The following is a 25,530-nucleotide window of genomic DNA, read 5'->3' as shown; positions in this document are numbered from 1 at the left end:
TAATCACAGAGTGACGCCGAGGGGCTTGCCAGATCGTTCGAGAAGCACCTTGGCGGCGGCCACGGCGAGGCCGCGGTCGTGGCTGAGCGCGAACTCGTACACCCCTTCGCCGTGCCGGGAGGCATCGAGCTCACGCGCAGCGAGCACGGCGGCGAAGTCGGCGGTCACCACCACGATGTCCCATTCGGCCAGCAGCGGGTCGCCGTCCGGGATGGGCGCGAGCCTGATGCCCTCCGGCAGCTCGACCTGGCCGTTCACGTGCGCCACCACGAGGGCGCACTCCCGCTGGAGGTCCTCATAGCGGCGCCAGGTGGCGGGTGTGATGGTGGAGGCGTGCTGGAAGGTCGAGACCACGACGGCCGAGTCGCCACTCGCGCGCGCCCGCGCCTCGAGGAAGATGCTGAGCTGCACGAGCAGCTGCCGGTCGGAGGGTTTCGAACCGATCGCCTGGGACACGATCTCGAACGGCGTCTGCGTGCTGCGCGCGGGCGCCGCCTGGCCTTCCCCCACCGGCATGCCCGCGATCCCCGCGAGTGCTCCACCGGCCACCGGCATCCGTTCCGGCCGCCCGAACAGCCAACCCTGGCCGTGCGTCGCTCCGAGCGCCCGGGCCATGACCAGCTGGCGCTCCGTCTCGATGCCCTCCGCGATCACCGGGATGCGGCGCCGTGCCAGGTGCGTGTTCAGGGCGCTCATGATGCGCGCCACACCCGCATCCGGTTGCTTCTGCAGGATGCCGAGGTCGAGTTTCACGATGTCGGGATCGATGAGGGGCAGCAGCGCGAGCGACGCCGGATCGGCCCCGAGGTCGTCGACCGCGATGGCGTGTCCCTGTTCGCGCACACGTTCGATCATGGCGAGCAGTTCGCCTGGCGCTTCGAGCAGTGCCCGCTCTGTGAGCTCGATCACGATCGGGGTCGGCGGCGCACCGCCCTCAGCCGTGGGGCCATCGAGCGCGATCCCGGCCTGGAACGACTCCGGCTCGACGTTCACGAGCACGGCGAACGGAGCAGCCGACCCCACCCGGTCGATCGCGCGCAGGGTGGAGCGCCAGCAGGCCTGATCGAGCTCGACCGTGCGCCCGGCCGCCGCGGCGTGCTCGAAGAGCTGCACCACCGAGGAGAAGGCCGACCCGCGCGGCGGCCTCGTCAGCGCCTCGTAGGCGACCACCTCACGCGTCTCGAGCGACACGATCGGCTGGAACACGGTGTCGACGCCCCCGGGCGCCTCGGAAGGCCGGGGTGCCGCGATCGCCTCGAAGTGGGCGTCTCGCACTTCCGAGAACGGGGTCATCGAGGTCAAGCCTCGCAGGAGTCGGCCGACCCCGCCACACGGCCGCGAGGAACTACCGGCGGAACGGCGCCGTGCGCTCTGCACGGAGCGGTGCCACACGGTCGATCACGGCGGTGAGCCTGGCCTGGAGTTCCAGCAGCTCATCGAGCTCCACCCCGAGAGCGGCGACCACTTGCGGCGGCACCTCTTCGGCCCGTGAGCGCAGTCTCTCCCCGGCCGCGGTCAGCCGCAGGTCGAGGCGTCGCTCGTCGTCGGCGGCTCGCTCCCGCGAGACGAGCCCTGCCGCCTCGAGCCGCTTCACGAGCGGCGAGAGCGTGGCGGGCTCGAGCCGCAGCACGGTCGCGACATCCGACAGCGAGCGCGGCGCCCTCTCCCACAGCGCCAGCATCACGAGGTACTGCGGATGCGTCAGCCCCAGGGGCTCGAGGATCGGCTTGTACGCCCCGATCACCGAGCGCGAGGCCACGGCGAGCGCGAAGCACAGCTGCCGGTCGAGCGCCAGCAGATCCACATCGTCCTTCATATGTTTAGTATACTAACTGTTATGGCACGAAAGAAGCGGATCGACCCGATGAATCCGTTCAGCGGCAAGCCCGGGTTCATCAACAACCTCAACCGCATCGTCTACCGCTACGCCGGCCCGGCACAGGTGGGCATCGGCCGCGCCGAGGCGCCGTACGTCCCGCCCGCCGATCCGCGCTGCCCGCTCTGCGGCGCTCCGATGGCCGCGCACGAGATCGACCGCACGGGCGAGCGCACCCAGCTGCACTGCCCCACCCCGTAGCCTCCGCCGGGCTAGAGGTCGAAGCCGTCGTAGTCCACGAACGAGCCCGCCTCGGGAATCGGCATGCGAGGCGAGGCGGTGCGGCCCTCGTCGATCCGCACCGGCGTCCCGGTCGCCACCAGGACCTCCGTCACGCCGTCGCGATGCTCGATCCGCACGATGTCGCCGCCGTCCCGCACCGCGTCGCGGATCGCTTCTCGGAGCGACTCGAGCGCCGCGGGCTCCTCCACGACGAATCGCTCGCCGTGCACGCGTACCACCGCTGTCATCTGCTCTCGCCCGCTCTGCCGGATCGTGGACGGATCGACACCGGCGGAGCCCGGGCCGACAGGGACGAGCCTACTCCGGCGGATCAGATCCGGAACAGCAGTGCGACGGGCCGCACCTTCAGGCTCAGCCAGGTCACGCCGAGCCCCACGAGCACCGCCGCCACGAGCGCGGTCAGCACGAGCGCGAGCGCCGGGAGACCGGGCACCGCGGCATCGAGCAGCCGGATGCTCCAGAACACCACGATCCAGTGGGTCACGTAGAAGACGATCGAGTTGCGCCCGATGTAGCGGAGGATCCGCGCATCCGGAACCCGCTGCGCGAGGCCGAGCGCGAGGGCCAGGCCGCACACCACGAGCGGGAAGGCGATGGGGTTGTACTGCGTGCCGCCGAAGACGATCGCGAACCACGCGCCCACGGCCGTCGGCACCGCGAGCAGTGCCATCACCCACCAGCGCCGCACGACGCCGAGCCACCGCTCGCGATGCTGCCAGGCCCAGGTGCCGCAGAGGAAGGCGGCGATGAGGAAGAGCATGCGCCCGAGCCGGTACTCGTCGAACGGCACGAGCGCCGACCCGACCAGCGCCGCGGCCGCCGGCCACAGCGGGTTGATCACCCGGGTCACGAGGGCGACGACGTAGCCGACGAAGAGCACCTGCAGATACCACAGCAGCGTGGGCGGCAGCCACAGCATGCCGAGCGCGGCCTCGGCCGTGAACGCCCCGGTGGCGAGCAGGATGAGCAGAGTCCACACGACGTACGGCCACACGATGCCGCGCACCTTGCCCGTGAGGTACGGCCCCACGCCCTTGGCGAGCGAGTTCGGAACGAGCATGCCCGAGAGGAACATCAGCAGCGGAATGCGATAGGGCGCTGCGGCGGTGTTGACGTCGTGCAGGAGGCCGGGCGCCTCGCGCCCCACGAGCATCACGAGATCGGTGGAGTGGCCGAGGATGACGAGCAGGATGGCCGCGCCGCGGAGCACGTCCATCCACGTCATCCTGGGCGACCCGAGCACCCGCCGAGTCTAACCGTGGAGAGTTCAGAGCCTGGCGAGCAGGAGCAACCAGCTCTCGCCGGCAGCGAGCACCCCTGGCCCCTCGAGGGTGAATCGTGCGGGATGCTGCTTGGCGAGGAACGCCACCGTCTCGTTCGAACCGCCCTTGCCCACCACCCAGCGGTCGCTCGCGACCGGGGAGAGCCAGTAGACCGTGCCCCGATGGGCATAGCTGATCGCGCTTCCGATGCTCTTGGGAAGCGTCGCCAGAGCGGTCAGTTCTGGTGGTTCGACCGTCGCGTCCTCGTCGATGTGCGACATTCAACCATCTGGGCCGCCCCGTGACCAGTGTTACTGCACGTCCTGCGCGATAATGAAGGGTGGGTTCACTCTTCTACGGCGGCGAGTACGAGATCGAGATCGATGACCGGGCGCTCGCGCACCTGCAGATCGCCGTGCTGTCGAAGCTGCGGAGAGGCGAAGCCTGTTCGTTCACCTGGTCGGTGGGCAAGCAGGCCGGCAGCGGCCGGGAGAGCGTGTGGCTGCACGAAGGGGTCGCGCTGAGGTTCCGGTACGACTCCGCGCAGGCCATCTCGCTGAACCCGGACTGGATCGCCGTGCTCACCGCCACCGGGCACCGCGGCGACATCCAGCTCCTCGAGGAGCCTGTGCCCGCCGGCAGCGCCTGACCAGATCCGGCCGGCAGCTCGGCGCCGGTCCCGTGCCGGCTCAGCGCCCGAAGACACCCTCGATGCGGGCTGCGACCTCGCGCGTCATGTTAGCGACCCGCCAATGCTCGTCGACGCCGTCGGGCGCCGCGTACGCGGCCTGCCCCTCGAACGCCGCCGAGATCTCCTTCGCCACCCGCACCGCGATGGCGGGTGTGGCGGCGTCACGGATGCGCGACTCGTCGTAGACGAGCGGCAGATCTCCGAGCGGCGTGCGACGCACCCGGATCTGCTCGAGCACCATCACGGTCCCGGTGATGAAGATCTGGTCGGAGAGGTTCATCGCCTGCAGCCAGCGGGCGGGATCCGTCGAGTGTCGTTCGTGGTTCATGGCGCTCCCGGCTCGACAGTATCGAGAATCGGATGGGACTCGTACTCCCATACCGGGTGCCACCCGTGGAGGGGCGGTCCTCGCGTTCCGCCCCTGGCGACGTCCTGCTACTCGGCCAGGAACAGCAGCGGCTTGCCGTCGTAGTAGTCGAACGGGTTGTCCTCGCTGAAGCCGCCGTCGTACATCAGGCCGGCCGGAGCTCCGCCGCCGGCGGGAGCGGCCGCGATGTAGCACTGCATGAGGGTCTCGCCGGAGTCGAACTCGGGCGTGAACGACTCGGTGCCGCACTCGTCCCAGCCGATCACGGTCACGTCCTGCACGCGCTGGCCCTCGGCGTCGACGGGCTTGAACGAGGTGTAGTCGGCATTGAACTCGATCGGGTCGCCCGAGACCTTCGACTGCTCGAGGTGGATGAAGGAGATCTCGAACCCGTCGAGCTCGCCCTTGTCGAACTGCTCGTTGAGGAACGCGACCTGCTCGGTCGTGGCGGGCACGACGTCCACGAGCGAGGAGGCGATGAGGGCCTTCTGGCCGTCGGTGCCGGTGAACTCGGTCACGAGGGGCTCACCGGGGCCGGCCGTCGTGCCGGGGGCCGCGACCTCGCCGCTGGCCGCGGAGGCGTCGGCGGGTTCCTCGGCCTCCTCGGTGGGGGTCGATGTCGCCGAGGGCTTGCTGGTCTCCGCAGCGGGCTCGGGAGCGGCGGGCTGCGGGAACGCGCAACCGGCGAGAGCGAGAAGGGTGATGGCGGGGAGCGCGACGAGGGCGCTGAGCTTGTGTGGTTTCACCCTGCATATGGTGGTCAAACGCGACTCACAGCACCATGGGGAGTAGTACCCATGGCGCTCGCCGACGAATGTTGTATAAGGTGTAACCCGGTCGGGGGAACTGGGTTCCGAAGTAGGAGACGCCAAAGCACGCCCCTGGCACACGCAAAGGAACTAGGGGTCTATGACGAACTCATGGAAGAAACGACTGGCATATCTCGCCGTCGGAACGGTCACGGTCGCCGGTATGACCGGCGCATTCGGAACGGCTGCCTTCGCAGCCCCCGACGACGATCGCACTGCTCCCATCGGTGATTTCTCCGCGTTCGCGCAGGAGAAGCTCGCCGAGTCGGATCAGGTCGCAGCCATCATGCCTGCCGGTGACGGCAAGGTCGTGGCCTACATCGCCACCAAGGATGGCCAGGCCGAGGACGCCACCGTCGAGGCTCTCCGGAACTCCTCCAACGTCGAGATCCGCACCATCGAGGGCGGCTTCGAGGCCTACGCCGAGACCGACGTCGTCGGCGGCGCCGGCTACGCGGCCGTCACCAACCCGGCCGGCAACACGGTCGGACTCTGCTCGGTCGGTTTCTCCGGCTGGTCCGCCGAGGGTGCCCCCGCGGTCATCTCGGCCGGTCACTGCACCGACGACAACACCCGAGTCGACTCCGCGCTCACCCTCCCGACCGGTGACCCGGCCGGTGGAGGAGCTACGGACAACTCCGACATCGAGCTCACGCGCCCGCTCGGCGAGCTCGCCTTCTCGCAGTGGGGCGGCCCCGGCAACAGCAACGGCACCGCCGGCGACCCCACGAGCGTCGACATCTCGGTGATCGACGTCACCAACGAGGAGCTCACCACGCTCCCCGAGGTCACCGACTGGACCACCGCGGCCAGCGAAGACCTCTCCACCTCCACCGTGCCGGTCCGCTCGGTCGGTTCCGCGACCGTCGGCGCCACCGTCGCCAAGAGCGGCCGCACCACCGGCTTCACCGAGGGCACCGTGCTCGAGACCAACGGCTACGCGAACGTCGGCGGCCGTATCGTCTACGGCTTCTCGGCCGAGCTGCTCTCCGCACAGGGCGATTCCGGCGGAGCCATGATCCAGGGCAACACCGCCGTGGGCGTGCTCTCCGGCGGTGGAACCGATGACCTCGGTCGCGAGATCACCATCGGCGCCGACCTGCAGGCAGGCCTCGCGCTCGCCGGCGGCTACTCCGTCGCTCTGTACCTCGACGCCCCCGTGGTGACCTCGGTCGCCGACGGCGGACAGGTCTACTCGGGCTCGACCATCTCCGGCACCGGCCCCGCCGGTGCGACCCTCGAGGTCAGCCAGTCCTTCGGCAACGCCGGCGACTCGTTCGAGGTGGCCATCGACGGCAACGGCAACTGGAGCTTCCCTGCTGCCAACCGTCTCGGCGAGGTCAACTACTCGCTGACGGCCACCCGCGGCTTCGACACCTCCGAGACCACGTCGTTCGCGGTCCAGGTCGTGCTCGGCGCTCCCGCCATCACGTCGCCCTTCGACGGCCAGATCGTCGAGACCGACATCCCCGTGATCTCGGGCACCGGCTACCCCGGCGCCACGGTCACCCTCACGGGTGACGTCACGGGCGAGGCGGTCGTCGCCGACTCCGGTCTCTGGAGCATCGAGACCGGCGGCCTGACCTACGGCAGCTACTCCGTCTCGGCCACCCAGGTCGTCGAGGGCCAGCCGGCTTCGCCGGCAGCCGCGTCCACCTTCCAGGTGGTCCCGGTCGCTCCGATCATCACCTCGCCGGTCAGCGGAACCACCTACGAGTCGGGCGCAGCTCCGACTCAGCTCACCGGTACCGGCATCGCCGGCGCCACGGTGGTCGCGTACGTCAACGGCAACTCCGCGGGCTCCGCGGTCGTCGCCGAGAACGGCACCTGGGCGATCCCCTTCGCCGCTGCTCTCGCCGAGGGCAAGTACGAGATCAGCGCCGCTCAGGTCATCAACGGTGTCGGTGGAACGGTCGCGACCGTGAACATCGCCGTCGCCGGTGCCGGCGGATCGGTCCCGACCGGCAACGGCCCGGGCCTCGCCAACACCGGTAACCCGGCCATGCCGCTCGTCGGCGGAGGCGCGCTCGCGCTCCTGCTCGCCGCCGGTGGTGTGCTGCTGATGGTCCGTCGCAACCAGACGGCCACTGCAGACCGCCGCAGCTGAATCCAGCGGTGAACGCCTGAGGGCGGGTGCGACTCCGGTCGCACCCGCCCTTTCGCGTTCCCCCGTTCGGGGTACGCTGAGCGTGTGCAAGACGAGACACCCCTCGACGATGCGGGCAGGAAGCCCTCCCCGTCATCGCGCCCACAGACGGCCGCTGGCGACGCTTTCCTGATCGATGTCGACGCGATCCCCACCGGCCGCTTCGCGGAGCCGCAGACGGGCCGCCAGCACCCGAAGGGCCGGTTCTACCGCCCGGAGCTCTACAGCACGACCGAGAAGATCGGCTCGAGCCTCGCCGTCAAGGTGGGCCTCGTCTGCGCTCTCACCATCGCCGCGAGCGCGCTCATCGTGGTCGCGGTCTCCTCCGGCGCCATCCTCTAGCCGCCTCGGGCTCCCGCGATCAGCAGGGCTCCTGCGATCAGGGGCTCGCGAGCGCAGCGATCCGCAGCACGCGGGCGACCTCCTCGGCCGCCGGCACGAGCTGGGCGGCCGACCGCTCGTAAGTGGAGTCGCTCCGCCGGTACGGGTCGATGACGTCGTCGTCCTCCGTGCTGGCGGGCGGACCGATCTGGCCCTTCCTCGAGGCCACGAACGCCACGACCTCGGCGAGCCCCGCGCGCGGGCTCACGCCGCGCTCCGCGACGGCCGCGATCTCGGTGTCGGCGACGTCGGCCGAGAGCCGGGCGAACTCCCGCAGGGTGAAGGTCACGCCGACCTTGCGCGGCACGAGCTCCACGATCTCGCGACGATGGCTGCGCGCCATCGCGAACACCAGATCACTCGCCCCCACGATCTGCTCGGTGAGGTAGCGGGCCCGGTGCGCCTCTGGCGCTCCGCCGAAGCGGGCGGAGAGGGCGGATGCCTGCGCCGTCATGGCGTCGCCCTCGCCCGCGTAGGTGCCGGCGCTCGCGAACTCCAGCGCGGTGACATCGGCGAGGCGGGCCCGAAGGATCTGCTCGGCCAGCGGGGATCGGCAGATGTTGCCCGTGCAGACGGTCAGAACGGAGAATTCGGCCACAGGATCACGCTATCGCGTCCGCCGAGTTGGTGCGCCGCCGCGCTGTCGAATATGTTGTGGGTCAAGACTTTTTATCGCTCCCCGCAGCTGTCCTGCAAAGACGCCCCGACACACCGGCCGCCACGGCCCAGGAGAAGACCATGACTCTCGTCGCCGGAATCGACTCATCGACCCAGAGCTGCAAGCTCGTCATCCGCGAGCTCGAGAGCGGCAGGCTCGTGCGCCAGGGCCGGGCGCGCCACCCCGAGGGCACCGAGGTCGACCCCGAGGCCTGGTGGGCTGCCCTCCTCGAGGCCGTGGCCGGCGCGGGCGGTCTCGACGACGTGGCGGCGATCTCGGTCGCGGGCCAGCAGCACGGCATGGTGGTGCTCGACGAAGCCGGTGAGGTCATCCGGCCCGCCCTGCTCTGGAACGACACGCGCTCCGCCGCGGCCGCGCGCGCCCTGATCGAGGAGTTCGGCGCCGCAGAGCTCGCGGCCCGCACGGGCTCGGTGCCCGTGGCCTCCTTCACCGCCACCAAGCTCCGCTGGCTTCGCGACGCCGAGCCGGAGGCCGCCGCCAGGGTGGCTGCCGTGGCGCTGCCGCACGACTGGCTCACCTGGCGCCTGCGCGGCTACGGACCCGCAGGCCGGACTCCCCTCGGCCCCGTGCTCGGCGAGCTCGTGACCGACCGCTCCGACGCGAGCGGCACCTCCTACTGGACCCCGGGGGCCGACGAGTACGACCGGGGCCTGCTCGCCGCCGCCCTCGGCCACGACGCCGTGCTCCCGCGCGTGCTCGGGCCGGCCGAGAGCGCCGGGAGCACCGTCGCCTTCGAGTCCGCCGGCGTGGCCATCCCCGCCGGCATCGCGGTCGGCGCCGGCGCGGGCGACAACGCGGGGGCCGCCCTGGGCCTCGGCGCCACCGAGGGCGACGTGGTCGTCTCGATCGGCACGAGCGGCACCGTGTTCGCCGTCACCGGCCGCCCGTCGGCCGACGAGACGGGCACCGTGGCCGGCTTCGCCGACGCATCCGGCGCCTACCTGCCGCTCGTGGCCACCCTCAACGCCGCCCGCATCCTCGACTCCGTCGCCGCCCTTCTCGGCGTCGACCACGCCGAGCTCGGCGAGCTCGCGCTGCAGGCGGAGCCCGGCTCGAACGGACTCGTGCTGCAGCCCTACTTCGAGGGCGAGCGCACCCCCAATCTGCCGGACGCCACGGCCACCCTCTTCGGCATGACCCTCGCGTCGACCACGCGGCCCACCCTCGCTCGCGCGGCCATCGAGGGCCTCCTCTGCGGCCTCGCCGACGGCCTCGACGCCGTGCGCCGGGTCGGCGTCGAGCCCCGCCGCATCCTGCTGATCGGCGGCGCCGCCATGAACCCCGCCGTGCAGACCATCGCCGCCCAGGTGTTCGACAGCCCGGTGGCCGTGCCTCAGCCCGGCGAGTACGTCGCCGACGGTGCCGCCACGCAGGCCGCCTGGGCCCTCACCGGTACGCGCCCGGCCTGGCCACTCGCCCTCTCGGCCGAGCCCGCGCCCGATCACCGCCCCGTCATCCGAGAGCAGTACGCCGCCGTCGCGCTCGCCTAAGCACTAGGGTTCGGCTCGCCCCGTCTCCTTGGCCCGCTCCATCTCCTGCAGGCGGGCCACGGTCGCGTCGGCGTCGTAGTCCGGATCCTGCTCCACGAATCCGTGCAGCACGGCCACGAGCGCGCGCGCAGGGAGCTTCCACCCCGGCTCGTCGGCGCCGAGGGTGATGCTCGCGGGGCCCCGGAATCCGGCGTCGACGAGATCCGGGTTGCCGAGGTGCCGGAGGCCGAGCCCTTCCACGAGCGCGGAGATCACCACGGCGTACGGGCGATAGTCGCCTCCCCACTGCTCGCGCAGCCGGTAGCCGAGGATGCTCGAGATCCAACCGTGGAACTCCGCCATGCGCTCGATGAACTCGCCGCTGCCGTTCCGCAGCGCGCTCTCGATCTCCTCACGAGCCGACGACTCCATGTGGCTGAGCAGTGTGGCCGAGAGGCCGACGTACGACTGCCACGCCACGGAGGCGATCACGGCACGGAAGTTGTGCTCGAGTGCCACCCGGACGACCTCGTACAGCACCCGCTCGCGCCCGGCCGGATCCCGCAGCTGGTCGAGGTTGTCGAACAGGATGCGCTCGCAGATCTCGAACGTCTCGTCGTCGGCGAGCCTCGTGGAGGTGTCGGTGGCGATCTCGATCAGGAGATCGGCGATGAAGGACTCCTTCGAGTCCCAGAGCCGGTAGGTCGAGCTGCGGGGCACGCCGGCCTCGCGGATGAGGTCGTCCATCACGATGTGCTCGAAGCCGATCGTGAGACCGATCCCCTCCACCCGCTCCAGGGCCACGTCGAGCACCCGGCGCCTCACCTCGGCGGCACGGATGCGCGAGCGTCGCTGATGGTCGTTCCCGGTCGGAGCCTCCTCGGCCATTCCCAGCACCCCCAGCCACGTCGTGCCCTGCCATCGCTCACGACAGGTGTAGTCAAACCTAGCGAACGCGAACCCGCCAAGCGTTCCTAGCGGATCCGACCCCATCGAGTCAACCCGTTTCTCGCCGGTCAACTACTAGTTAGGCTATCTAGCATTACGTCACGCGTGAAGGAAGGCGAGCAACTATGAGCACGATGCACCTCATCTCGAACGGGCAGAACTACAGCGTCGAGCGACAGGCCTCCGGACTCTACCGCGTGCTGGCCGGGGATCGTCTGCTGGGATTCGTCGAGCGAGCGGGCAGCGTCTACGTCGCCCTCTCCGGTTCCCGTTACAACCGTGCGGTCGAGGCCGGCCAGGCCCTTTCCCTCGCGGCTGCCGTCGCCCTGCTGCGGACCGCTCAGCCCGACGCCCAGCCACAGCCGACCGCGGCCCTCAGCCCGGTGCGCACCCTGGTGCGGGTTCTTCGCTCCGTCGCCTGATCGGCGGGATCGATCCCGGATCGATACGCCCAAACCTAGGCGAACTAGTAACGAGTGGGTCTACGCTTAAAGGATGACCACCGAACGACCCGATTCGGCGCCGCACTACTGGTACGGCTCCGATTCCGAAGCCGCCCGCCAGAGGGGCGTCGCCGTTCTCGAGGCCATGCGCACCTTCCGCTCCGCCGAGACGGCCATGCGCCGTCGCTCCGAGGTGTCGATGGGGATGGGCGAGAACGACCTGGCCGCGATGCGGTACCTCCTGCGCGCACACGAGCAGGGGAAGGCCGTGGGGCCCAAGGAGCTTGCGCAGTACCTGGGCATCACGAGCGCCTCCATCACCGTCCTCCTCGACCGCCTCGAGAAGCAGGGGCACCTGCACCGCGAACCCAGCCCCTTCGATCGGCGCGCGCTCATCGTGGTGCCGACCGTGCCGACCGATGAGGTCAAGGCCGCCACGCTCGGCGACGTCCGACGGGAGCTGCTCGAGGTCGTCGACCGGCTGTCGCCCGAGGAGGCCTCCGTCGTGATCGGCTTCCTGGCCGAGCTCCGCGACGCGGTCGACCAGATCGACTCGCACGTCGTCGAGCACGATGAACGCCGCTGAGAAGGTGACCTCGCCGCACGCCGCCGACGTCCTCCGGGAGCTGCACGCCTATCGTGCGGCCGAGGAGGCCATGCGGCGAAGAACCCGCAACTCGATGAAGATGGGCGAGAACGACCTGGCCGCCCTGCGCTTCCTCCTCCGCGCCCAGGGCCAGGGCCGCGTGGTCACGCCGGGGATGCTCGCCGACCATCTCGGCATGAAGTCCGCCTCGGTCACCGTCATGCTCGACCGGCTCACGAAGTCCGGTCATCTCACCCGCGGGGCGCACCCGACCGACAGACGCAGCATCGCGGTGAGCGCGACGTCCGGGTCAGATGACGAGGTGCGCGCCACGCTCGGCGAGATGCACCGCCGGATGCTGGGCGTCGCCTCCCACCTCGATCAGGACGGATCCGAGATCGTGCGCCGGTTCCTGCTCGATCTGGCGACGGCCGCCGACGGGGTCGCGACCGCCTGATCGTCGGTCTCGCTCCCGACGCCCCCGGCGGCTCAGGCCAGCCGGTCGATGTCGAACTGCACGAGCAGCTCCTCCCCCGCGACCTGATCCGACGCGGACCGGAACATCAGCCTCGTCATGCGCAGGAAGGGCGTGATGTCGGCGCGCAGGGCGCGCACGTCGTCGCTCGCGCAGCGCACAGAGCCGAAGCGGTCCGACTCGCCCTCGAGGAGCTCGAGGATGACCGAGCCGGGGCGGGTGTGCGGCGAGTCCTGGAGCGCGACCAGCAGGGTGCGCAACGTCGCCCGGTCGTCCTCGTGCATGCGCAGCGAGAGGCCGCTCTCGTCGACCAGCAGATCGACGTGGTCGCCGAGCGAGTCGAGCATCCTCGATGCCGAGATCGCGGCGCTCAGCGTCTGCGCGAGCTCCGCCGCTCTGGCGGAGTCCTCCGGGGTGAGTCGGCCGGCCGATCGCACCCTCGCCAGAAAGGGCACGACGTCGCTCCGGAGCGCGCCGATCTCGCCCACCACGTCGTCGTCGACGAACTGCCGCCGCAGCTCGTCGATCTGCGCGTCGCGATCGTCGGCCTGCTGGAGCCGCTCGGCGTAGATGCCGTGGAGCAGCCGGCGCGCGTACGCGACGGAGGCGAGGCCCATCGCGAGGGCGGGCGCCACGGCCACCAGCACCGTGACGGGCAGCGGGATGCCGTCGCCCGGACTCGCGAAGCCGTGCAGCACGGCCAGGAGCACGGCGATGCCGCTCGCCACCGCGGTGTAGGTGCCGAGCTCGTTGTAGGTGCGGAACGGCGCGGCCGCCATGAGCACCAGACCGATGGTCACGAGCCCCCAGTCGTCGCGCACCACGATGTTCGAGCCCAGGCAGCTGAGCGAGTTGAGCACGGTGGCCACCGCGACGAGCGCGAATGCGATCGAGTACCGGTCGCTAGTGACGCCGTGATCGAAGCGGAAGGCGCTCCGGACGAACCACGCGTAGCCGGCCGCGAGGAAGACGAGGGCGGCCACGGCGAGTGGCCAGGACGAGATCTGGTCGACCGTCGTGATCGTGAGCCCGACGGCCGAGAGCAGCGAGGCGACGGCCACCACCATGAGGAAGCCCCTGGCGCTGATCGCGCCGAGCGGATCGAGCTCGAGCGCCGTGCTGCCCCGCGGGGGCCGCACCGGATGCGCGCTCATGCCGAGACCGGAACGGTCATGAAGACGGCGGTGCCCGCCCCCGGTCGGGACCAGATCTGCACCGATCCGCCGATCTCCGCGAGGCTGTCGACGACCACCATGCGGAGCCCGACCGCGTGATCACCGGTCTCGTTCACGTCGAACCCGGATCCGGAGTCGGAGACCATCACGCTCACCTCCGGTGGGCTCGACATCACTGCGATCTCGGCCTCGCGCACGCCGGAGTGCCGGATCACGTTGGAGAGGCATTCCGCGATGGCGCGCTCGAGGCTGCGGGTCACGGCGGAGCCGAGCTGGTTCAGGGCCTCGACGTCGCCCGTGACGATGAGCTCGAGCCCCTGCTGCTCGGCGTCGCGCACGACCCCCACGAGCGCGGGGACCTTGGCGAGCGCCCGACTGGCGGAGCCGCTGAGCCCGGGGGCGTCGAGCACGAGCGACACGTCGGCCAGGTTCGCGAGGTCACGATCGAGGGCCTGCCGCGTGGTGTCGTCGAGCTCGCCGGGCGGCGCGGTGGCGAGGGCCCGGAGGTCGGCGAGCACGGTGTCGTGCAGCCAGCTGGTGGCCCGGGCGCTGAAACGGGCCACCGCGACGTCGCGCTCCTCGGCGAGCGCGGCGCCCGACATGAGGGCGGTGCCGCGCGCGGCGTCGCGCCGGCCGATCCACAGGGCCGAGACGGAGAGGCTGAGCGCCAGGTACGAGGCCAGCACCGGGATGTCGGCGGCGAGCGGCATTCCCGCCTGCCACGCGGCGAGCTGCACGCCGCCTGGGCCGAGCACGAGGGCGAGGGTGCCCAGGGTGAGCGAGCGCACGAGCGAGCGGGCCGCGATGCCCACCACGAGCACCGCGAACTCGGGCATCGACAGCAGCACGTAGTCGCTCGACGGGGTGCTCCCCGCCTCGCTCACCGAGACCGAGGCGCTGATGAACGCGAAGACGTAGAGCCCGGCGCAGGCGACCACCGTGAAGACGATCGCGCGCGCGAAGCCCGTCGAGCGCAGGGCGGCGATCACGCCGAACCCGGTGACGACGAGCCCGGCGAGCCCGACGGCGATCTCGAAGCGGCCCGTGACGGGGATGAAGAGCGCGGCGATGACGAAGGTCGCGCCGAGGAAGACCGAGGCGAGCCAGGTCCCACCACGGGCGAGGGCGCTGCTCGTGGCGACACCGTCGACGTCGGTCGCGATCTGCAGCGTCACGGTCTCCCCGTCCGCTCCGGCGTCATGCCAGGTATCCGTCTTCGGCGGCGCGGAGCATCAGGTCGTGCTTGGAGTCGGCCTGCCTGCCCTCCGACCCGTACTGCCGGCGCACACGCTCGAGCGCGTTCTTGACGGCCTGGATGTTGGTGCCGAGGATCATCGCGACCTCCACCGGGCTGTGCCCCGAGGCGTACAGCCGCAGCGTCTCCTCCTCGTCCTCGGTGAAGCGGATGCTCGTGGAGACCACGCGGGGCCGCGACACCTCGTCCCAGGCGGCGTCTCCCGGACGCCGGAGACCGAGCACGTTCATGACGGTCTCGACCAGCTCCTTGGCGGGGCGGGCCTTCGACACGAAGGCCGCGGCGCCCGCGTCGAGCACCCGCCTGACCGTGTCGGGGTCGTCGAGGGCGCTCATCACGACCACCGTCGTGCCCACGGAACGGCAGATCCGCACGCGCGCCTCGACGGAGATCGGCTCCTTGAGCTGCAGGTCCATGAGGACCACGTCCGGCGGGAACGCCGTGTGCCTGGCCATCTCGGACCAGGACGAGGAGCGGATGACGACGTCGAGCGCGGGAGCGTTCGCATCGATCCAGGTGCACAGGCCGTCGAGCATGAGCTCGTGGTCGTCGACGATGCCGACGGTGTGCACGCCGACGGATGGCGTTCCCGCGTCGCGCCCGTTCACGCCTGACCTGAATTCACCCTCACACCCCTGCTGGCATGATAACCGCCGCCCTCGGACGGGTCCAATCCGCGCGAGCCGCGGGCTGTACTCTCGACACATGGGGTCGGGGAGTGACTACACGGAGGCGGAGCGTCGTTCGCGGTTCGACCGCGCGGTCTTCCAGTCCCAACTGCTGCTGGCCGCCGCTCTGCTCGTGCTCGTGTGCGCCGCCTACATCTTCCAACCCGACTCCGTGCTCGACTTCCGCTTCTTCGGGGGCATCGCGCTCGTGTTCATCCTCACGGGCGCGTCGGCGATCGTGCCGTGGTCGAGTGTCGACCGCCGATGGGCCGCGCTCCTTCCCCTGCTCGACATCCTCGCGATCATCTCGATCCGTGAGGGCAACCCCGATCTCGGCGTTGGCCTGCTGCTCACGTTCCCGGTCATCTGGCTCTCGAGCTACTACGCACTGCCCGGAGCGGTCACGAGCGTGCTCGGCTCGTCGGCGCTGCTCTGGCTGAGTGCCGGCATCAACGGTGTGCCGCTCTCGGTCGGGAGCCTCCCGGGGCTCCTCGTGCTGCCGATCACCCTCGCGTTCATCGCCACCGCGACCCTCGCCACCTCCAGCCGCACGGCGGCCCAGCGCGGGCTCCTCCGCCAACAGGCCGACCTCCTCGAGGTGGCGCTCGGCCGGGCCCGGCGGCAGGAGCAGACGCTCGACGAGGTGCTGAACGCCGTGACCTTCGGTGTCGTCGCGTTCGATCGCGACGGTCGGCTCTCCATCCTCAACCGCTCGCACCGCACCATCCAGAGTCAGTTCGGGCAGCCGGAGATCGCCGCCGAGCCCGCGGTGCTCTATAAGTCCGACCGCACGAGCGTCTACGACGACGCGGAACGGCCCTTCCACCGGGCCGTCGAGGGCCAGCGGTTCGACGACGTCATCGTGTGGCTCGGCGAGCCGGGCGAGCACCGCATCGCCCTGTCGGTGAGTTCGCGCCCGCTCACCGCTCCCACCGGGGAGCTCGACGGCGGTGTGCTCATCTCGCGCGACGTCACGGCCGAGATCAACGCCATCCGGGCCAGGGACGACCTCGTGGCGTCGGTCTCGCATGAGCTGCGCACCCCACTGACCTCCATCCTCGGTTACCTCGAGCTCGCTCTCGACGACGAGACCCTCGACGCCTCGACCCGCTCCATGCTCGAGGTGGCCTCCTCCAACGCCGACCGCCTGCTCGCCCTCGTGGCCGACCTGCTCACGGCCGCGAGCGAGAAGGACCAGCAGATCGTCATGTCGTTCAGCACCTGCGACCTCTCGGAGATCGTGGCGGAGGCGATCGAGGCGCAGCGGATCGCGGCGGGCGAGCGGGACATCGTGATCGAGAACACGGCGAAGGGCCCCGTGCTGCTCGAGGCCGACGGCTTCCGGCTCCGTCAGGTGGTCGACAACCTGCTCTCCAACGCCATCAAGTACAACCGCGAAGGCGGCCGCGTCGAGGTGGGCGTGACGGCCACAGGCGATCACGCCGATCTGGTGGTGGCCGACACGGGCATCGGGCTCAGCGAGCTCGAGCAGCAGAAACTGTTCGACCGCTACTTCCGCGCCGAGGGGGTGCGGCAGTCCACCATCCACGGCTCCGGCCTCGGTCTCACCATCAGCCGCGACATCGTGCGGCGGCACGGCGGCGATCTCACGGTGCGGAGCGCCTCCGGGGTCGGCACGACCTTCACCGCATCCATCCCGCGCTCGCGCTAAACTCCCAGTCGACGCACACATCCGATCTCGAGTGGGGAGCACGGCCGATGACGCTCGACACCCCGTCGCTCCTGCTCATCTCGGGCCTCATCATCATCCTCTGCGGCGTCTCGTTCATCATCAACACGGCCATGCGCCGCAACGACGCCTCGGGGCGGCTCTGGAGCATCTCCTTCATCGCCGGGATGCTCACGGCCCTGTCGTTCTCGGTGTGGGGGATGTCGCCGAACCTGTGGTGGATCCTCGCGATCGGCAACACCGCCTACGTCATGTCGGTGGGTGCCATCTGGTCGGGCTCCCGGGTGTTCAACGGCCGCTCCTCCTTCATCTGGATCCCGCTGGCCGCCGCCGGCGCGATCCTCGTGCTGACCTGCCTCGAGGGCCCCGACGCCGGGGTCTGGACGGGCTCCACCCCCTTGTTCGTCGGCATCGCGGTCTTCGCCGGGTTGGGGGGTGCCGAGACCATGCGGTCGCGCATGCGACGCAACCTCAACGCGCGCATCCTCAGCTTCAGCCTCTGGATCGTCTGCGCCTTCTACGTGCTGCGCTCATCGATCTTCGTGACGATGGGGCCCGAGAGCGTCATCTTCCAGACCTACTTCAGCACCCAGGTCACGACGATCATCACGATCCTGCTGGTGCTGCTCGGCACCATCTCGATGTCGATCCTGCAGGCCGAGCGATCCGGCGCCCGGGCCCTCGGCGACGTCACGGTGGGCGTGCACTCGGTCGTGGGCGTGCTGTCGGCGGCGTCGTTCATGCAGCAGTGGGCCGACTGGGTCGAGCGCGCGTCGTTCCACGGCGACCTGCTCGCCATGATCGCCATGGACGTCGACAACCTGCCGCAGATGAACACCGCGTTCGGCCGCACCTTCGGTGACACCGCCATCCGCTCGGTGGCACAGATCGTGCGTCACCACGCGCCCACCTGCGGACTTCTCGGCCACACCGGTGCGGGCCGGTTCGTGATCGTCAGCGTGGTCTCCACGGCCGACGAGGCGGAACAGCTGGCCATCCGCCTGCAGACCGCACTCGTCGATGAGCCGATCGATCCCGAGCAGTCGCTCCGCGCCACCGCGAGCTTCGGCGTGGTCGACACCGAGTCGTTCGGCTACAGCCTCCCGGCCCTCCGCCGCGCCCTCGACATCGCCACCCAGGCCGCCCGTGACGAGGGCGGCAACCGCATCGTGGTCGGCCGCCCCCAGACCGCCTGAAGCTATTCGGCCGGCTGGGCGATGGCGATGGTGAGCTGGTCCGTCGCCGTCTGCTTGGCGTAGTCGCCGGATCCGGGAGCCGTCTGCAGCAGGATCTCATACGTGAACGAGACCGTGATCGACGTGGCCGCCGGGTCGAGCGCGGGCAGGATGAAGGTCTGGCTGTAGGAGTAGGGCGTCTTGACGTAGTAGCCGGGCGGCACCGAGGCCTGGTCCGTGAGCGGCGCCGGGGCCGGCAGCGAGCCGAGGGGGCCGTCGACGCCCGGAGTGAGCGTGACGCGCGAGAGGTAGAAGCTCTGCCCGTCGTCGGTGCCGAGCGCGCCGGTGAGCGAGAAGGTGAGGGGCTTGTTGGCCTCCGCCGTCCACTGATCCATGCTGAGCGTGGAGTAGTAGTCGAGGGTGAGGGCGATGTCGCCCGCCTGCAGGGTGTGCCGGGCGGAACCCGATGCCAGCTCGTTCACCACGGGGGTGATGGTCGGGGCTGTCGTGGGCCGCGCCGTCGACGACGCGGTGGCCGAGGAGGTGTTGAAGCGCGACTGATCCCAGGGGGCCGTTCCGCAGGCACTCAGCGCGATCGCGGTCGCGAGCGCCAGAGTGCCGGCCGCCGCGGCTCTGACGGCCTTGCGGCTGCCCGATCGGGTGATGGATGCCATCGAAAAAACCTTTCCCTGCAGACCTGATTCAATCTTAAGCTGATCCTGACGCGACCCTAGCGCATTGGCGGGGGAACCCTGGGGACCGTATTGGAGACTTGAGACATGTCAGACACCAACCCGTACGTCACCGATCGAACCGATCTGGGCGACGAGCACGACGAGTTCCAGAACGACTTCATCGAGTCGGTCGAGTCGCTCCCGTCGTACCGCCCCACGATCGGCTGCATCATCCCCGCCTACAACGAGGCGGAGTCGATCGGTGCCGTGCTCGAGTCGCTGCTGACCCAGACCCGGCTGCCCGACGTCATCCACGTGGTGGTGAACAACACCACCGACGACACCGTCAAGATCGCCGCGCAGTACGCGGGCCCCCACCTCAAGGAGGTCGACGGCGTCGAGCAGTTCACCGAGGTCTACGTGCACGACATCGGCAAGAACAAGGACAAGAAGGTCGGCGCGCTCAACTACGGCTACCAGCTCGTGGAGGGCTGCGACTTCCTGCTCGGTGTCGACGGCGACACCACGGCCGCCCCCGACGCGGTCGAGCGGCTCGCCGAGGAGATCACCTCCGATTCCCGCATCGGCGGCATCTCGGCCATCTTCTCCATCGACGACCAGCCCATCAAGGGCTTCATCGCCAAGTTCCTCATCACCGGCCAGCGCTTCCAGTTCGCTGCCTTCAACATGCAGAACATGCTCCGCGGCCGCAACATGGCCGTGCTCGGCGGTCAGTTCTCCATCTTCAGCACCAAGGCCCTCCGCCAGATCATGGTCGAGAACCACCAGAACACCCCCTGGGTGAAAGACAGCGAGGTGGAGGACTCGCTGCTGTCGCTGCAGATCAAGAGCGCGGGCTACCTCACCAAGATCTCGGCCCAGGCCCGCGCCGACGTGGGCGGCATGACCACCCTCCGCGGTCTCGACGCCCAGCAGGTGAAGTGGAACTTCGGCGCCATCGAGCTCATGTGGCCCGGTCAGCGCGGAGACACGAAGGGCCAGCCCTTCCACCCGAACCTCCGGCTGCGCTGGCTCGAGAACTTCTCGATGCTCACGAACCTCGTCACACGCGTGCTCTTCGTGCTGCTGCTGTTCGCATCGCTCTCGATCAGCGCCTTCGTCTTCTCGCCGATCTGGCTCGTGCCCCCCGTGATCGCCATCCTGCTGAACCTCCGCACGGCGCTGTCGATGAAGAACCGCAACGGGCGCGACGTCTTCTTCGCCGTGTTCCTCTTCCCCGCCGAGATCTACATGTGGGTCAGGCTCGGGCACTTCCTGCGGGCCTGGACCAAGTTCCTCAGCCGCAAGCAGACCGACAACTGGGCGGCGCAGGCCAAGGCGGAGCGCGGGCGCGGCAACGGTTACCTCGTGCCGCTCGTGATCTTCGTGCTCGTGATCGCCGTGCTCGTGCTCGGCTGGTTCCAGCTCGACCCGTTCATGCAGTCCACCATCCTCTGGATCGGCTGGCCCATCCTCGGGATCATCACGATCCTGCAGACCCTCGGCATGGTCATCAAGGTGCTCCGCCGCTACCGGGGGTACAAGGTTTGACTCGGTACCGCTACGTCGATCCGGACGCGCTGGTCTCGCTCCTGAACGCTGTGGGGGACGACGACCGGCGCGGCCGGTTCGTGCACGATTTCATCAGCCTCTGGGAGACCCGATCCCAGAGGCTGATGAAGGCCATGGGCCAGCACGACTACGAAGACGCCGATGTCGTGCTCCTCAGCATCCGCTCCTCGAGCACGATGCTCGGCGCGTGGCCGCTGGAGGCCATCGGCGGCATGATGCACACGCAGATCAAGAACTTCGACATCCCGGGCGCCATGGTGCACCTGGCGAGGCTGCACGAGGTGGGCTCGGCGACGTGCCGGGAACTCACCGGCGTGCTGGAGTCGATGCGGGCTGAAGCGCCCCGTTAGCTCAGTCGTCGGAGGCGGCGAGGCGGTAGCCGACGCCGCGCACGGTCTCGATCCAGCGCGGGGTCGTGATGGAGTCGGCGAGCTTGCGGCGGAGGTTGGCCATGTGCACCTCGATGGCGCGCTTGTCGGCCTCGCTCACGAAGTGGGCCGTGACGTAGCTCTCACCACGCAGGAGCAGCGCCAGGTCGGCCTTGCTCCGCACGCGGCGCTGGCTCTCCATCAGGGCGTTGAGCAGGTCGAACTCGCTGCGCGTGAGGTCGATCGACTTGCCCTCCTTCTCGGCGAGGCGCATCTCGGAGTTCACGAAGAGCCCGTTGTGCTCGAGCCAGCCGTCTTCTCGGCTGTACGACTTCGCGGCGGCGGGTTCGGCCGGGGCCGACGCGGCCACCGGTGACGGCTGGGCGGGCGAGCCCGCCACGGGAGACGGTGCCGGCTGGGCCTGGGCGGCCGGAGCGGATGCCATCGGGGCGGCGGCAGGCGCCAGGGGGGAGCCTCCGGCCGGAGCCGCGACGGGCGCCGGGGCCTCGGCCACGGGGGCGACCGGGCCGGATCCGTCGACCGCGAGCACCTGGCGCGGGCGGCGCAGCATGGCCTCGACGCGGGCGCGCAGCTCGCGCGGCCGGAAGGGCTTCGTGAGGTAGTCGTCGGCGCCGGCCTCGAGGCCCTGCAGTGTGTCGATCTCCTCGTCGCGCGCCGTGAGCATCACGAGGTAGGTGTTGCTGAAGGCCCGGATGCGCTTGGCCGCCTCGAAGCCGTCGATGCCGGGCATGCTCACATCGAGGGTGGTGACCATGGGATCGTACGCGCGCACGGCCTGCACGCCGTCGAGGCCGTTACCGGTGGCGATGACCTCGAAGCCGGCCTGCGTGAGCACGGTCTCGAGCAGGTGGCGGATGTCGGCATCGTCTTCGATGATGACCGCGACGCGTCGTTCCGGTTGAGTGTCCATTGCCATGATCGTACCAATCGTCGGGGGATCGGATGGGGAACTGCTCCGGGAGCACCCGGAAGGGTCTACCAGCCGGCGTTCGCGGCCAGTTCGAGGGCGTTCTCGTTCCACCACTCCCCGGCGGTCGGGCCCCCGTTGCACGGCCCGTCGCTCTCACCGGGGGGCTTGACCCAGAGCGTCGCGTCTTCTGCCGAGCCCGCCCGCGAGGCGGCCGGAGCAGCGCCGAGGGCGCGGCCGGGAGGGTTGCACCACTCGCCGTTCGACCCGTTGCCGTTGCGGCCGGTGTCGATCACGTAGTGGGCGCCGTTCGTGAGGCCGGAGATCTCGGCGGCGTAGGCGCGCTCGAGGTCGGTCGTGTTGTAGTTCGAGACGTTGGTCGAGAAGCCCCGCGCCCGCTCGACGCCCGCGCGGTCGAGCAGGTCGGCCATGTCGGCCGCCGGCCCCCAGTTGGAGTGGCCCGCATCGATGTAGACCACGAGACCGGCCTCGGCGAGGATGTCGACGGCGGAGCCGACCTCGGCGAGACGCTCGTCGACGTTGTCGCACTCGTCGGCGAGTGCCAGCGCATCCGGTTCGAGGATGACGACGGCCGTGCCGCCGGTGAGGGCGTCGGCGATCTCCTGCACCCACACCGGGTACTCCTCGGCCGAGAGCCCACCGCCGGAGAAGTTGCCGCAGTCGCGGTTCGGCACCCCGTAGACCGTGAAGACCGGTGACTGGCCGAGCTTCTCCGCGGCATCCGCGATGTCGGAGACGTAGGACCCCACCTCGCCCGCCGGGTACTTCTCCGGCGTGACCCAGATGGCCGTCGGCACTCCCGCGATCCGGTCGACGACCTCGGCGTCGGCCTCGTCGCCCGCCTCGAGCAGGGAGTCTGCGGCGGTGGCCGCCTTCGAACCGGGGTCGGCGTAGAGCGAGCGCGACGCGAAGGGGTTGTCGGAGGCGACGCCGCCCTGGGCGAGGATCGAACCGACACCCACGACCAAGGCGCCCAGCACGCCCACGATGGCGACGATGGCCACGGCCAGCCCGATGCGCGGCAGAACTCGTGTCACGACTGGCCCTTCGTTCGCAGGTGCTTTCAGCCTAGCGGCACCGGAGCCCCGCCCCGGCAGACGCGACTACCGGACTGCGGGGGCGGAGGCCGGAGCGGAGTTGGCCGCGTTCCTACCCACCGTTCCCGCGGCGCCGTTGGCCTTCAGCCGCGTCATGGTCTGCGCGAACGGCACCGGCCGGCCGTAGAAGAACCCCTGCGCGTGGCGCACGCCGATGCCGATCAGGATGTCGACGGCATCCCGGGTCTCGACGCCCTCGACCACGGTGGAGTAGTCGAACGCGTCTCCGAAGCCCTGCAGCGCGCGCACGACCTCGCGCTGGCGCATCTCGTCGAGGTTGTCGACGAGCGAGCGGTCGATCTTCAGGATGTCCATCGGGATGCGCACGAGGGCACCCACGCTCGACGCCTCCGAGCCGTAGTCGTCGAGCGCGATGAGCACGCCGAGCGAGCGGAAGTGCTCCGCCTGCGCGCGCAGGTCGTCGTCGATGTCCTTCGTCGAGCGCTCGTTGAGCTCGAGGCACAGCGTGATGTCGGGGTAGCGCGGCACGATGTCCTTCAGGAACCCGCCCACGTGCTCGTCCCGGATCTGCTCGACCTCGAGGTTGATCGTCACGACGCTGATCGAGGGCACGATCTTCCGGAACTCACGCGCCGACTTCAGCGACGCCGCGATCACCTGGGTCGTCAGCAGGTCCATCCGCCCGAGGCCCTTGGCCTTCTCGATCAGCGACGAGGTCGAGATCCGGCCGAGTTCCGGATGCGTGTAGCGCACGAGCGACTCGAAGGCCCAGATCTTGTCCTCCACCGTGTTGACGATGGGCTGGTAGACGACGTTGAGGACGCCGTCGTCGATGGCCTTCGCCACGATCTCGTTGATGCGGCTCGAGCGGTGCGGCGAGATCCCGATCGACGACTCGAACGAGGGGCCGCCCTGGCGCCTCGACTTCTTGATGGCGAGCATCGAGTGGTCGGCGTCGACCACGATCGACTGCGGATCGGTCTCCTGGTGGCCGGAGTAGGCGAGGCCCACGCTCACGAGCGGGCGGTACTCCCGGCCGCCGAGGGTGGCAGGAGCGCCGACGTTGGCCACGATGTTGTCGGCCACGCTCTTGGCCTCGGCGAGCGACTGCAGCTTGGTGAGGATGATGACGAACTCGTCGCCGCCGACCCGTGCCACGAAGTCGTGCGGGCGCACGCTCGCCCGCAGCCGCGTGGCCACCGTGGCGAGGACCTCGTCCCCGATGTGGTGGCCCTCGGTGTCGTTGAGGCGCTTGAACTGGTCGAGGTCGATGAACAGCACGGCGATGCCTGAGGCGTAGGTGCGGTCCTCGTTGAGGCGGGCGAGCGAGCGCTGGAACGCGTTGTAGTTCGGCAGCCCCGTGAGCGAGTCACGGTCGACCCGGTCGAGCAGGGTGTCGTAGGCGCCGCGCACGCGGGCCGTCTCGGAGGCGATGTGGCCGATCGCGTCGAGGGCGAGTTCGTCGTCGGGGGTGAAGGGGGTGCCGCCGTTCTTGCGGCTCGCCACGAGGTACTCCGTGGGCTCCACGGCGTCCTGCTGGTGCTCCCGGGTCACGCCGTCGCCCTCGCCCGAGACGGCCTCGGCCGCCAGCTGCGGGTCGGTGGAGTCGAGCGACGAGAAGCGCGCGCCGATCTCGTTGCGGCCGGGCGGGGTGCGCCGCACCTCGAACTCCCCCGCGTCGATGGCCCGCCGGGCGAAGTCGACCATGAGGGCCTTGGTGTCGCTCTCCGCATCCCAGGGGAGCGCGCGAGCGGCATCGACCACGCCGCTCAGCCGCTGCTCGCTCAAGCGCGTCTGGCGGCGCTTGGCGGCGCCGTAGAAGAACAGCGCCACCACGAGCAGCGGCACCGTCTCGCGCGCCAGCCGGAGTTCGGCTTCAGCCCCGTCGACGAGACGGAGCGTTCCGGTGGTGGTGACGTAGACGGCCACCGCCACGAGAGAGCACAGGGCCATCACCCCCACGAGCCGCAGAGGGCTGAGACCGCTGATGCCGAACGCGTTGTCGATGCTCCACCGGCCGCGCTCCCGCACGAAGTCGACGAACAGCACCACGCACATGTAGGCCACCACGCCGACCACCACGGCCACCAGCGGCCAGACTCCCGCCTCGACGAGGCTCCTCGAGAGCAGCACGAACGCGACCGCGCCGACCGCGGCGATCCCCGCCCACTGCACCGCCATCCAGAGGCTCCGCGACGTGATCCACTTCGAGGCGAAGTAGGCCATCACCCAGAGGGCGATGTCGAGCGCCGGGTCGTCTCCGGCCGTGCCGATCACGAGGAAGGCGCTCGCCACCCCGAGCGGCGGGAGCCCGACGACACGGCTGATCGGCAGCTGGTAGACGGCGGTCACGCCCACGCTGATGAGGAAGACGACGCAGCCCAGCCAGCTCGGCGGGGGGTTCTGGAGGCCGGAGACCACACCGACCGCGACAGTGGCCACGGCGATGGCCATGAGCAGGATCGACATGACGAGCTGACTCGTGCCGCCCCGGCCCGTGCGCGATTGGAGCCTCACACCCATGCCGTGAGTTTAGTCCCCGGCCTCGGCGCCCCGCGGCCCTCGCCCGCC

28 protein-coding genes are annotated in these 25,530 nt (G+C 70.0%); 12 read left to right on the top strand and 16 right to left on the bottom strand.

The features are described 5' to 3' along the window. Nucleotides 1-3 precede the first annotated feature (3 nt). Nucleotides 4-1,293: a sensor domain-containing phosphodiesterase gene (locus tag N1028_RS13250; RefSeq protein WP_259529737.1), complete on the bottom strand. Its 1,290-nt coding sequence runs from the start codon at nucleotides 1,291-1,293 to the stop codon at nucleotides 4-6. Nucleotides 1,294-1,345: 52 nt separating this feature from the next. Beyond that, nucleotides 1,346-1,816 (bottom strand): MarR family winged helix-turn-helix transcriptional regulator, encoded by a 471-nt coding sequence (locus N1028_RS13245; protein ID WP_259529735.1) that lies wholly within the window; start codon nucleotides 1,814-1,816, stop codon nucleotides 1,346-1,348. A gap of 21 nt (nucleotides 1,817-1,837) precedes the next feature. Here N1028_RS13245 and N1028_RS13240 point away from each other — a divergent pair, with 21 nt between their 5' ends. Further along, nucleotides 1,838-2,077: a hypothetical protein gene (locus tag N1028_RS13240; RefSeq protein ID WP_259529734.1), complete on the top strand. Its 240-nt coding sequence runs from the start codon at nucleotides 1,838-1,840 to the stop codon at nucleotides 2,075-2,077. Between the two features lie 11 nt (nucleotides 2,078-2,088). Here N1028_RS13240 and N1028_RS13235 read toward each other — a convergent pair whose 3' ends face one another. The 3 genes from N1028_RS13235 to N1028_RS13225 all read right to left on the bottom strand — a co-directional run bounded on the left by N1028_RS13235 (nucleotide 2,089) and on the right by N1028_RS13225 (nucleotide 3,662). After that, nucleotides 2,089-2,346 carry a hypothetical protein gene (locus N1028_RS13235; protein ID WP_259529733.1) on the bottom strand — a complete coding sequence of 86 codons (258 nt, stop codon included), beginning with the start codon at nucleotides 2,344-2,346 and terminating at the stop codon, nucleotides 2,089-2,091. 83 nt (nucleotides 2,347-2,429) lie between these two features. Continuing rightward, nucleotides 2,430-3,335, bottom strand: a complete 906-nt coding sequence (locus tag N1028_RS13230) for an acyltransferase family protein (protein ID WP_259529732.1) — start codon at nucleotides 3,333-3,335, stop codon at nucleotides 2,430-2,432. Between the two features lie 51 nt (nucleotides 3,336-3,386). Next, the gene (locus N1028_RS13225; protein WP_259529731.1) at nucleotides 3,387-3,662 is read right to left on the bottom strand and encodes a hypothetical protein; all 276 of its coding nucleotides are present in this window, start codon (nucleotides 3,660-3,662) and stop codon (nucleotides 3,387-3,389) included. Between the two features lie 59 nt (nucleotides 3,663-3,721). Here N1028_RS13225 and N1028_RS13220 point away from each other — a divergent pair, with 59 nt between their 5' ends. Beyond that, nucleotides 3,722-4,030 (top strand): DUF7882 family protein, encoded by a 309-nt coding sequence (locus tag N1028_RS13220; RefSeq protein ID WP_259529730.1) that lies wholly within the window; start codon nucleotides 3,722-3,724, stop codon nucleotides 4,028-4,030. A 40-nt stretch (nucleotides 4,031-4,070) separates the two neighbouring features. On the opposite strand, the gene N1028_RS13215 is transcribed toward N1028_RS13220, so the two are convergent. Both N1028_RS13215 and N1028_RS13210 read right to left on the bottom strand, forming a co-directional pair. Further along, a complete protein-coding gene (locus tag N1028_RS13215) occupies nucleotides 4,071-4,400 on the bottom strand; it encodes a hypothetical protein (protein ID WP_259529729.1) in 330 nt (109 codons plus the stop codon). A gap of 107 nt (nucleotides 4,401-4,507) precedes the next feature. Further along, nucleotides 4,508-5,185, bottom strand: coding sequence for a hypothetical protein (locus N1028_RS13210; RefSeq protein WP_259529728.1), 678 nt, complete (start codon nucleotides 5,183-5,185; stop codon nucleotides 4,508-4,510). Between the two features lie 163 nt (nucleotides 5,186-5,348). On the opposite strand from N1028_RS13210, the gene N1028_RS13205 reads away from it, so the two are divergent. Together N1028_RS13205 and N1028_RS13200 are read left to right on the top strand one after the other, a co-directional pair. Continuing rightward, the gene (locus tag N1028_RS13205) at nucleotides 5,349-7,355 is read left to right on the top strand and encodes an Ig-like domain-containing protein (protein WP_259529727.1); all 2,007 of its coding nucleotides are present in this window, start codon (nucleotides 5,349-5,351) and stop codon (nucleotides 7,353-7,355) included. A gap of 84 nt (nucleotides 7,356-7,439) precedes the next feature. Further along, entirely contained in the window at nucleotides 7,440-7,736 is a 297-nt protein-coding gene (locus N1028_RS13200; protein WP_259529726.1) for a hypothetical protein, read from the top strand. 37 nt (nucleotides 7,737-7,773) lie between these two features. On the opposite strand, the gene N1028_RS13195 is transcribed toward N1028_RS13200, so the two are convergent. Continuing rightward, entirely contained in the window at nucleotides 7,774-8,373 is a 600-nt protein-coding gene (locus N1028_RS13195) for an arsenate reductase/protein-tyrosine-phosphatase family protein (protein WP_259529725.1), read from the bottom strand. A 140-nt stretch (nucleotides 8,374-8,513) separates the two neighbouring features. Here N1028_RS13195 and xylB point away from each other — a divergent pair, with 140 nt between their 5' ends. Then, entirely contained in the window at nucleotides 8,514-9,944 is a 1,431-nt protein-coding gene (gene xylB / locus N1028_RS13190) for a xylulokinase (RefSeq protein WP_259529724.1), read from the top strand. A gap of 3 nt (nucleotides 9,945-9,947) precedes the next feature. On the opposite strand, the gene N1028_RS13185 is transcribed toward xylB, so the two are convergent. Next, nucleotides 9,948-10,811, bottom strand: a complete 864-nt coding sequence (locus N1028_RS13185; RefSeq protein ID WP_259529723.1) for a TetR/AcrR family transcriptional regulator — start codon at nucleotides 10,809-10,811, stop codon at nucleotides 9,948-9,950. A gap of 185 nt (nucleotides 10,812-10,996) precedes the next feature. On the opposite strand from N1028_RS13185, the gene N1028_RS13180 reads away from it, so the two are divergent. The 3 genes from N1028_RS13180 to N1028_RS13170 all read left to right on the top strand — a co-directional run bounded on the left by N1028_RS13180 (nucleotide 10,997) and on the right by N1028_RS13170 (nucleotide 12,357). Next, entirely contained in the window at nucleotides 10,997-11,293 is a 297-nt protein-coding gene (locus N1028_RS13180) for a hypothetical protein (RefSeq protein WP_259529722.1), read from the top strand. 73 nt (nucleotides 11,294-11,366) lie between these two features. Further along, the gene (locus N1028_RS13175; RefSeq protein ID WP_259529720.1) at nucleotides 11,367-11,900 is read left to right on the top strand and encodes a MarR family winged helix-turn-helix transcriptional regulator; all 534 of its coding nucleotides are present in this window, start codon (nucleotides 11,367-11,369) and stop codon (nucleotides 11,898-11,900) included. Continuing rightward, nucleotides 11,887-12,357, top strand: a complete 471-nt coding sequence (locus tag N1028_RS13170) for a MarR family winged helix-turn-helix transcriptional regulator (RefSeq protein ID WP_259529718.1) — start codon at nucleotides 11,887-11,889, stop codon at nucleotides 12,355-12,357. Before N1028_RS13175 ends, N1028_RS13170 begins: the two co-directional genes overlap by 14 nt. A gap of 32 nt (nucleotides 12,358-12,389) precedes the next feature. On the opposite strand, the gene N1028_RS13165 is transcribed toward N1028_RS13170, so the two are convergent. The 3 genes from N1028_RS13165 to N1028_RS13155 are packed head-to-tail and all read right to left on the bottom strand — an operon-like array spanning nucleotide 12,390 to nucleotide 15,413. Continuing rightward, nucleotides 12,390-13,529, bottom strand: a complete 1,140-nt coding sequence (locus N1028_RS13165; protein WP_259529716.1) for a hypothetical protein — start codon at nucleotides 13,527-13,529, stop codon at nucleotides 12,390-12,392. Further along, nucleotides 13,526-14,725 carry a sensor histidine kinase gene (locus tag N1028_RS13160; RefSeq protein ID WP_259529715.1) on the bottom strand — a complete coding sequence of 400 codons (1,200 nt, stop codon included), beginning with the start codon at nucleotides 14,723-14,725 and terminating at the stop codon, nucleotides 13,526-13,528. The genes N1028_RS13165 and N1028_RS13160 overlap by 4 nt, the downstream gene beginning before the upstream one ends. 22 nt (nucleotides 14,726-14,747) lie before the next feature. Further along, entirely contained in the window at nucleotides 14,748-15,413 is a 666-nt protein-coding gene (locus tag N1028_RS13155) for a response regulator (protein ID WP_259529714.1), read from the bottom strand. A gap of 97 nt (nucleotides 15,414-15,510) precedes the next feature. Between N1028_RS13155 and N1028_RS13150 the strand changes: the two genes are divergently transcribed. Both N1028_RS13150 and N1028_RS13145 read left to right on the top strand, forming a co-directional pair. Further along, the gene (locus N1028_RS13150) at nucleotides 15,511-17,145 is read left to right on the top strand and encodes a sensor histidine kinase (protein WP_259529713.1); all 1,635 of its coding nucleotides are present in this window, start codon (nucleotides 15,511-15,513) and stop codon (nucleotides 17,143-17,145) included. A gap of 47 nt (nucleotides 17,146-17,192) precedes the next feature. Next, nucleotides 17,193-18,359 (top strand): GGDEF domain-containing protein, encoded by a 1,167-nt coding sequence (locus tag N1028_RS13145; RefSeq protein ID WP_259529712.1) that lies wholly within the window; start codon nucleotides 17,193-17,195, stop codon nucleotides 18,357-18,359. 2 nt (nucleotides 18,360-18,361) lie between these two features. On the opposite strand, the gene N1028_RS13140 is transcribed toward N1028_RS13145, so the two are convergent. Further along, entirely contained in the window at nucleotides 18,362-19,012 is a 651-nt protein-coding gene (locus tag N1028_RS13140; RefSeq protein ID WP_259529711.1) for a hypothetical protein, read from the bottom strand. A 105-nt stretch (nucleotides 19,013-19,117) separates the two neighbouring features. On the opposite strand from N1028_RS13140, the gene N1028_RS13135 reads away from it, so the two are divergent. Together N1028_RS13135 and N1028_RS13130 are read left to right on the top strand one after the other, a co-directional pair. Then, nucleotides 19,118-20,563, top strand: coding sequence for a glycosyltransferase family 2 protein (locus tag N1028_RS13135; RefSeq protein ID WP_259529710.1), 1,446 nt, complete (start codon nucleotides 19,118-19,120; stop codon nucleotides 20,561-20,563). Next, complete coding sequence (locus tag N1028_RS13130) at nucleotides 20,560-20,934, top strand: hypothetical protein (RefSeq protein WP_259529709.1); 375 nt, start codon at nucleotides 20,560-20,562, stop codon at nucleotides 20,932-20,934. Before N1028_RS13135 ends, N1028_RS13130 begins: the two co-directional genes overlap by 4 nt. Nucleotide 20,935: 1 nt before the next feature. Here the strand turns inward: N1028_RS13130 and N1028_RS13125 are convergent, their stop codons facing one another. The 3 genes from N1028_RS13125 to N1028_RS13115 all read right to left on the bottom strand — a co-directional run bounded on the left by N1028_RS13125 (nucleotide 20,936) and on the right by N1028_RS13115 (nucleotide 25,482). Beyond that, on the bottom strand, nucleotides 20,936-21,883 hold the full coding sequence (locus N1028_RS13125) for a response regulator transcription factor (RefSeq protein ID WP_259529708.1): 948 nt from the start codon (nucleotides 21,881-21,883) through the stop codon (nucleotides 20,936-20,938). 65 nt (nucleotides 21,884-21,948) lie between these two features. Then, on the bottom strand, nucleotides 21,949-22,938 hold the full coding sequence (locus tag N1028_RS13120) for a glycoside hydrolase family 6 protein (RefSeq protein ID WP_259529706.1): 990 nt from the start codon (nucleotides 22,936-22,938) through the stop codon (nucleotides 21,949-21,951). A gap of 66 nt (nucleotides 22,939-23,004) precedes the next feature. Further along, nucleotides 23,005-25,482: a putative bifunctional diguanylate cyclase/phosphodiesterase gene (locus N1028_RS13115; protein WP_259529704.1), complete on the bottom strand. Its 2,478-nt coding sequence runs from the start codon at nucleotides 25,480-25,482 to the stop codon at nucleotides 23,005-23,007. Between the last annotated feature and the right edge of the window lie 48 nt (nucleotides 25,483-25,530).

Origin of the sequence: Herbiconiux oxytropis, from assembly GCF_024979315.1 — a bacterium.
Taxonomy (GTDB): domain Bacteria; phylum Actinomycetota; class Actinomycetes; order Actinomycetales; family Microbacteriaceae; genus Herbiconiux; species Herbiconiux oxytropis.
The sequence above is the reverse complement of the archived record's forward strand: the minus strand, read 5'-3'. Positions and strand labels throughout refer to the sequence as shown.

Bases quoted from the DNA above. Each gene is read 5' to 3' on its own strand.
- N1028_RS13250 (WP_259529737.1), bottom strand. From the start codon at position 1,293: ATGACCCCGTTCTCGGAAGTGCGAGACGCCCACTTCGAGGCGATCGCG.
- N1028_RS13245 (WP_259529735.1), bottom strand. From the start codon at position 1,816: ATGAAGGACGATGTGGATCTGCTGGCGCTCGACCGGCAGCTGTGCTTC.
- N1028_RS13240 (WP_259529734.1), top strand. From the start codon at position 1,838: ATGGCACGAAAGAAGCGGATCGACCCGATGAATCCGTTCAGCGGCAAG.
- N1028_RS13235 (WP_259529733.1), bottom strand. From the start codon at position 2,346: ATGACAGCGGTGGTACGCGTGCACGGCGAGCGATTCGTCGTGGAGGAG.
- N1028_RS13230 (WP_259529732.1), bottom strand. From the start codon at position 3,335: ATGGACGTGCTCCGCGGCGCGGCCATCCTGCTCGTCATCCTCGGCCAC.
- N1028_RS13225 (WP_259529731.1), bottom strand. From the start codon at position 3,662: ATGTCGCACATCGACGAGGACGCGACGGTCGAACCACCAGAACTGACC.
- N1028_RS13215 (WP_259529729.1), bottom strand. From the start codon at position 4,400: ATGAACCACGAACGACACTCGACGGATCCCGCCCGCTGGCTGCAGGCG.
- N1028_RS13205 (WP_259529727.1), top strand. From the start codon at position 5,349: ATGACGAACTCATGGAAGAAACGACTGGCATATCTCGCCGTCGGAACG.
- xylB (WP_259529724.1), top strand. From the start codon at position 8,514: ATGACTCTCGTCGCCGGAATCGACTCATCGACCCAGAGCTGCAAGCTC.
- N1028_RS13185 (WP_259529723.1), bottom strand. From the start codon at position 10,811: ATGGCCGAGGAGGCTCCGACCGGGAACGACCATCAGCGACGCTCGCGC.
- N1028_RS13180 (WP_259529722.1), top strand. From the start codon at position 10,997: ATGAGCACGATGCACCTCATCTCGAACGGGCAGAACTACAGCGTCGAG.
- N1028_RS13175 (WP_259529720.1), top strand. From the start codon at position 11,367: ATGACCACCGAACGACCCGATTCGGCGCCGCACTACTGGTACGGCTCC.
- N1028_RS13170 (WP_259529718.1), top strand. From the start codon at position 11,887: ATGAACGCCGCTGAGAAGGTGACCTCGCCGCACGCCGCCGACGTCCTC.
- N1028_RS13165 (WP_259529716.1), bottom strand. From the start codon at position 13,529: ATGAGCGCGCATCCGGTGCGGCCCCCGCGGGGCAGCACGGCGCTCGAG.
- N1028_RS13150 (WP_259529713.1), top strand. From the start codon at position 15,511: ATGGGGTCGGGGAGTGACTACACGGAGGCGGAGCGTCGTTCGCGGTTC.
- N1028_RS13145 (WP_259529712.1), top strand. From the start codon at position 17,193: ATGACGCTCGACACCCCGTCGCTCCTGCTCATCTCGGGCCTCATCATC.
- N1028_RS13140 (WP_259529711.1), bottom strand. From the start codon at position 19,012: ATGGCATCCATCACCCGATCGGGCAGCCGCAAGGCCGTCAGAGCCGCG.
- N1028_RS13135 (WP_259529710.1), top strand. From the start codon at position 19,118: ATGTCAGACACCAACCCGTACGTCACCGATCGAACCGATCTGGGCGAC.
- N1028_RS13125 (WP_259529708.1), bottom strand. From the start codon at position 21,883: ATGGACACTCAACCGGAACGACGCGTCGCGGTCATCATCGAAGACGAT.
- N1028_RS13115 (WP_259529704.1), bottom strand. From the start codon at position 25,482: ATGGGTGTGAGGCTCCAATCGCGCACGGGCCGGGGCGGCACGAGTCAG.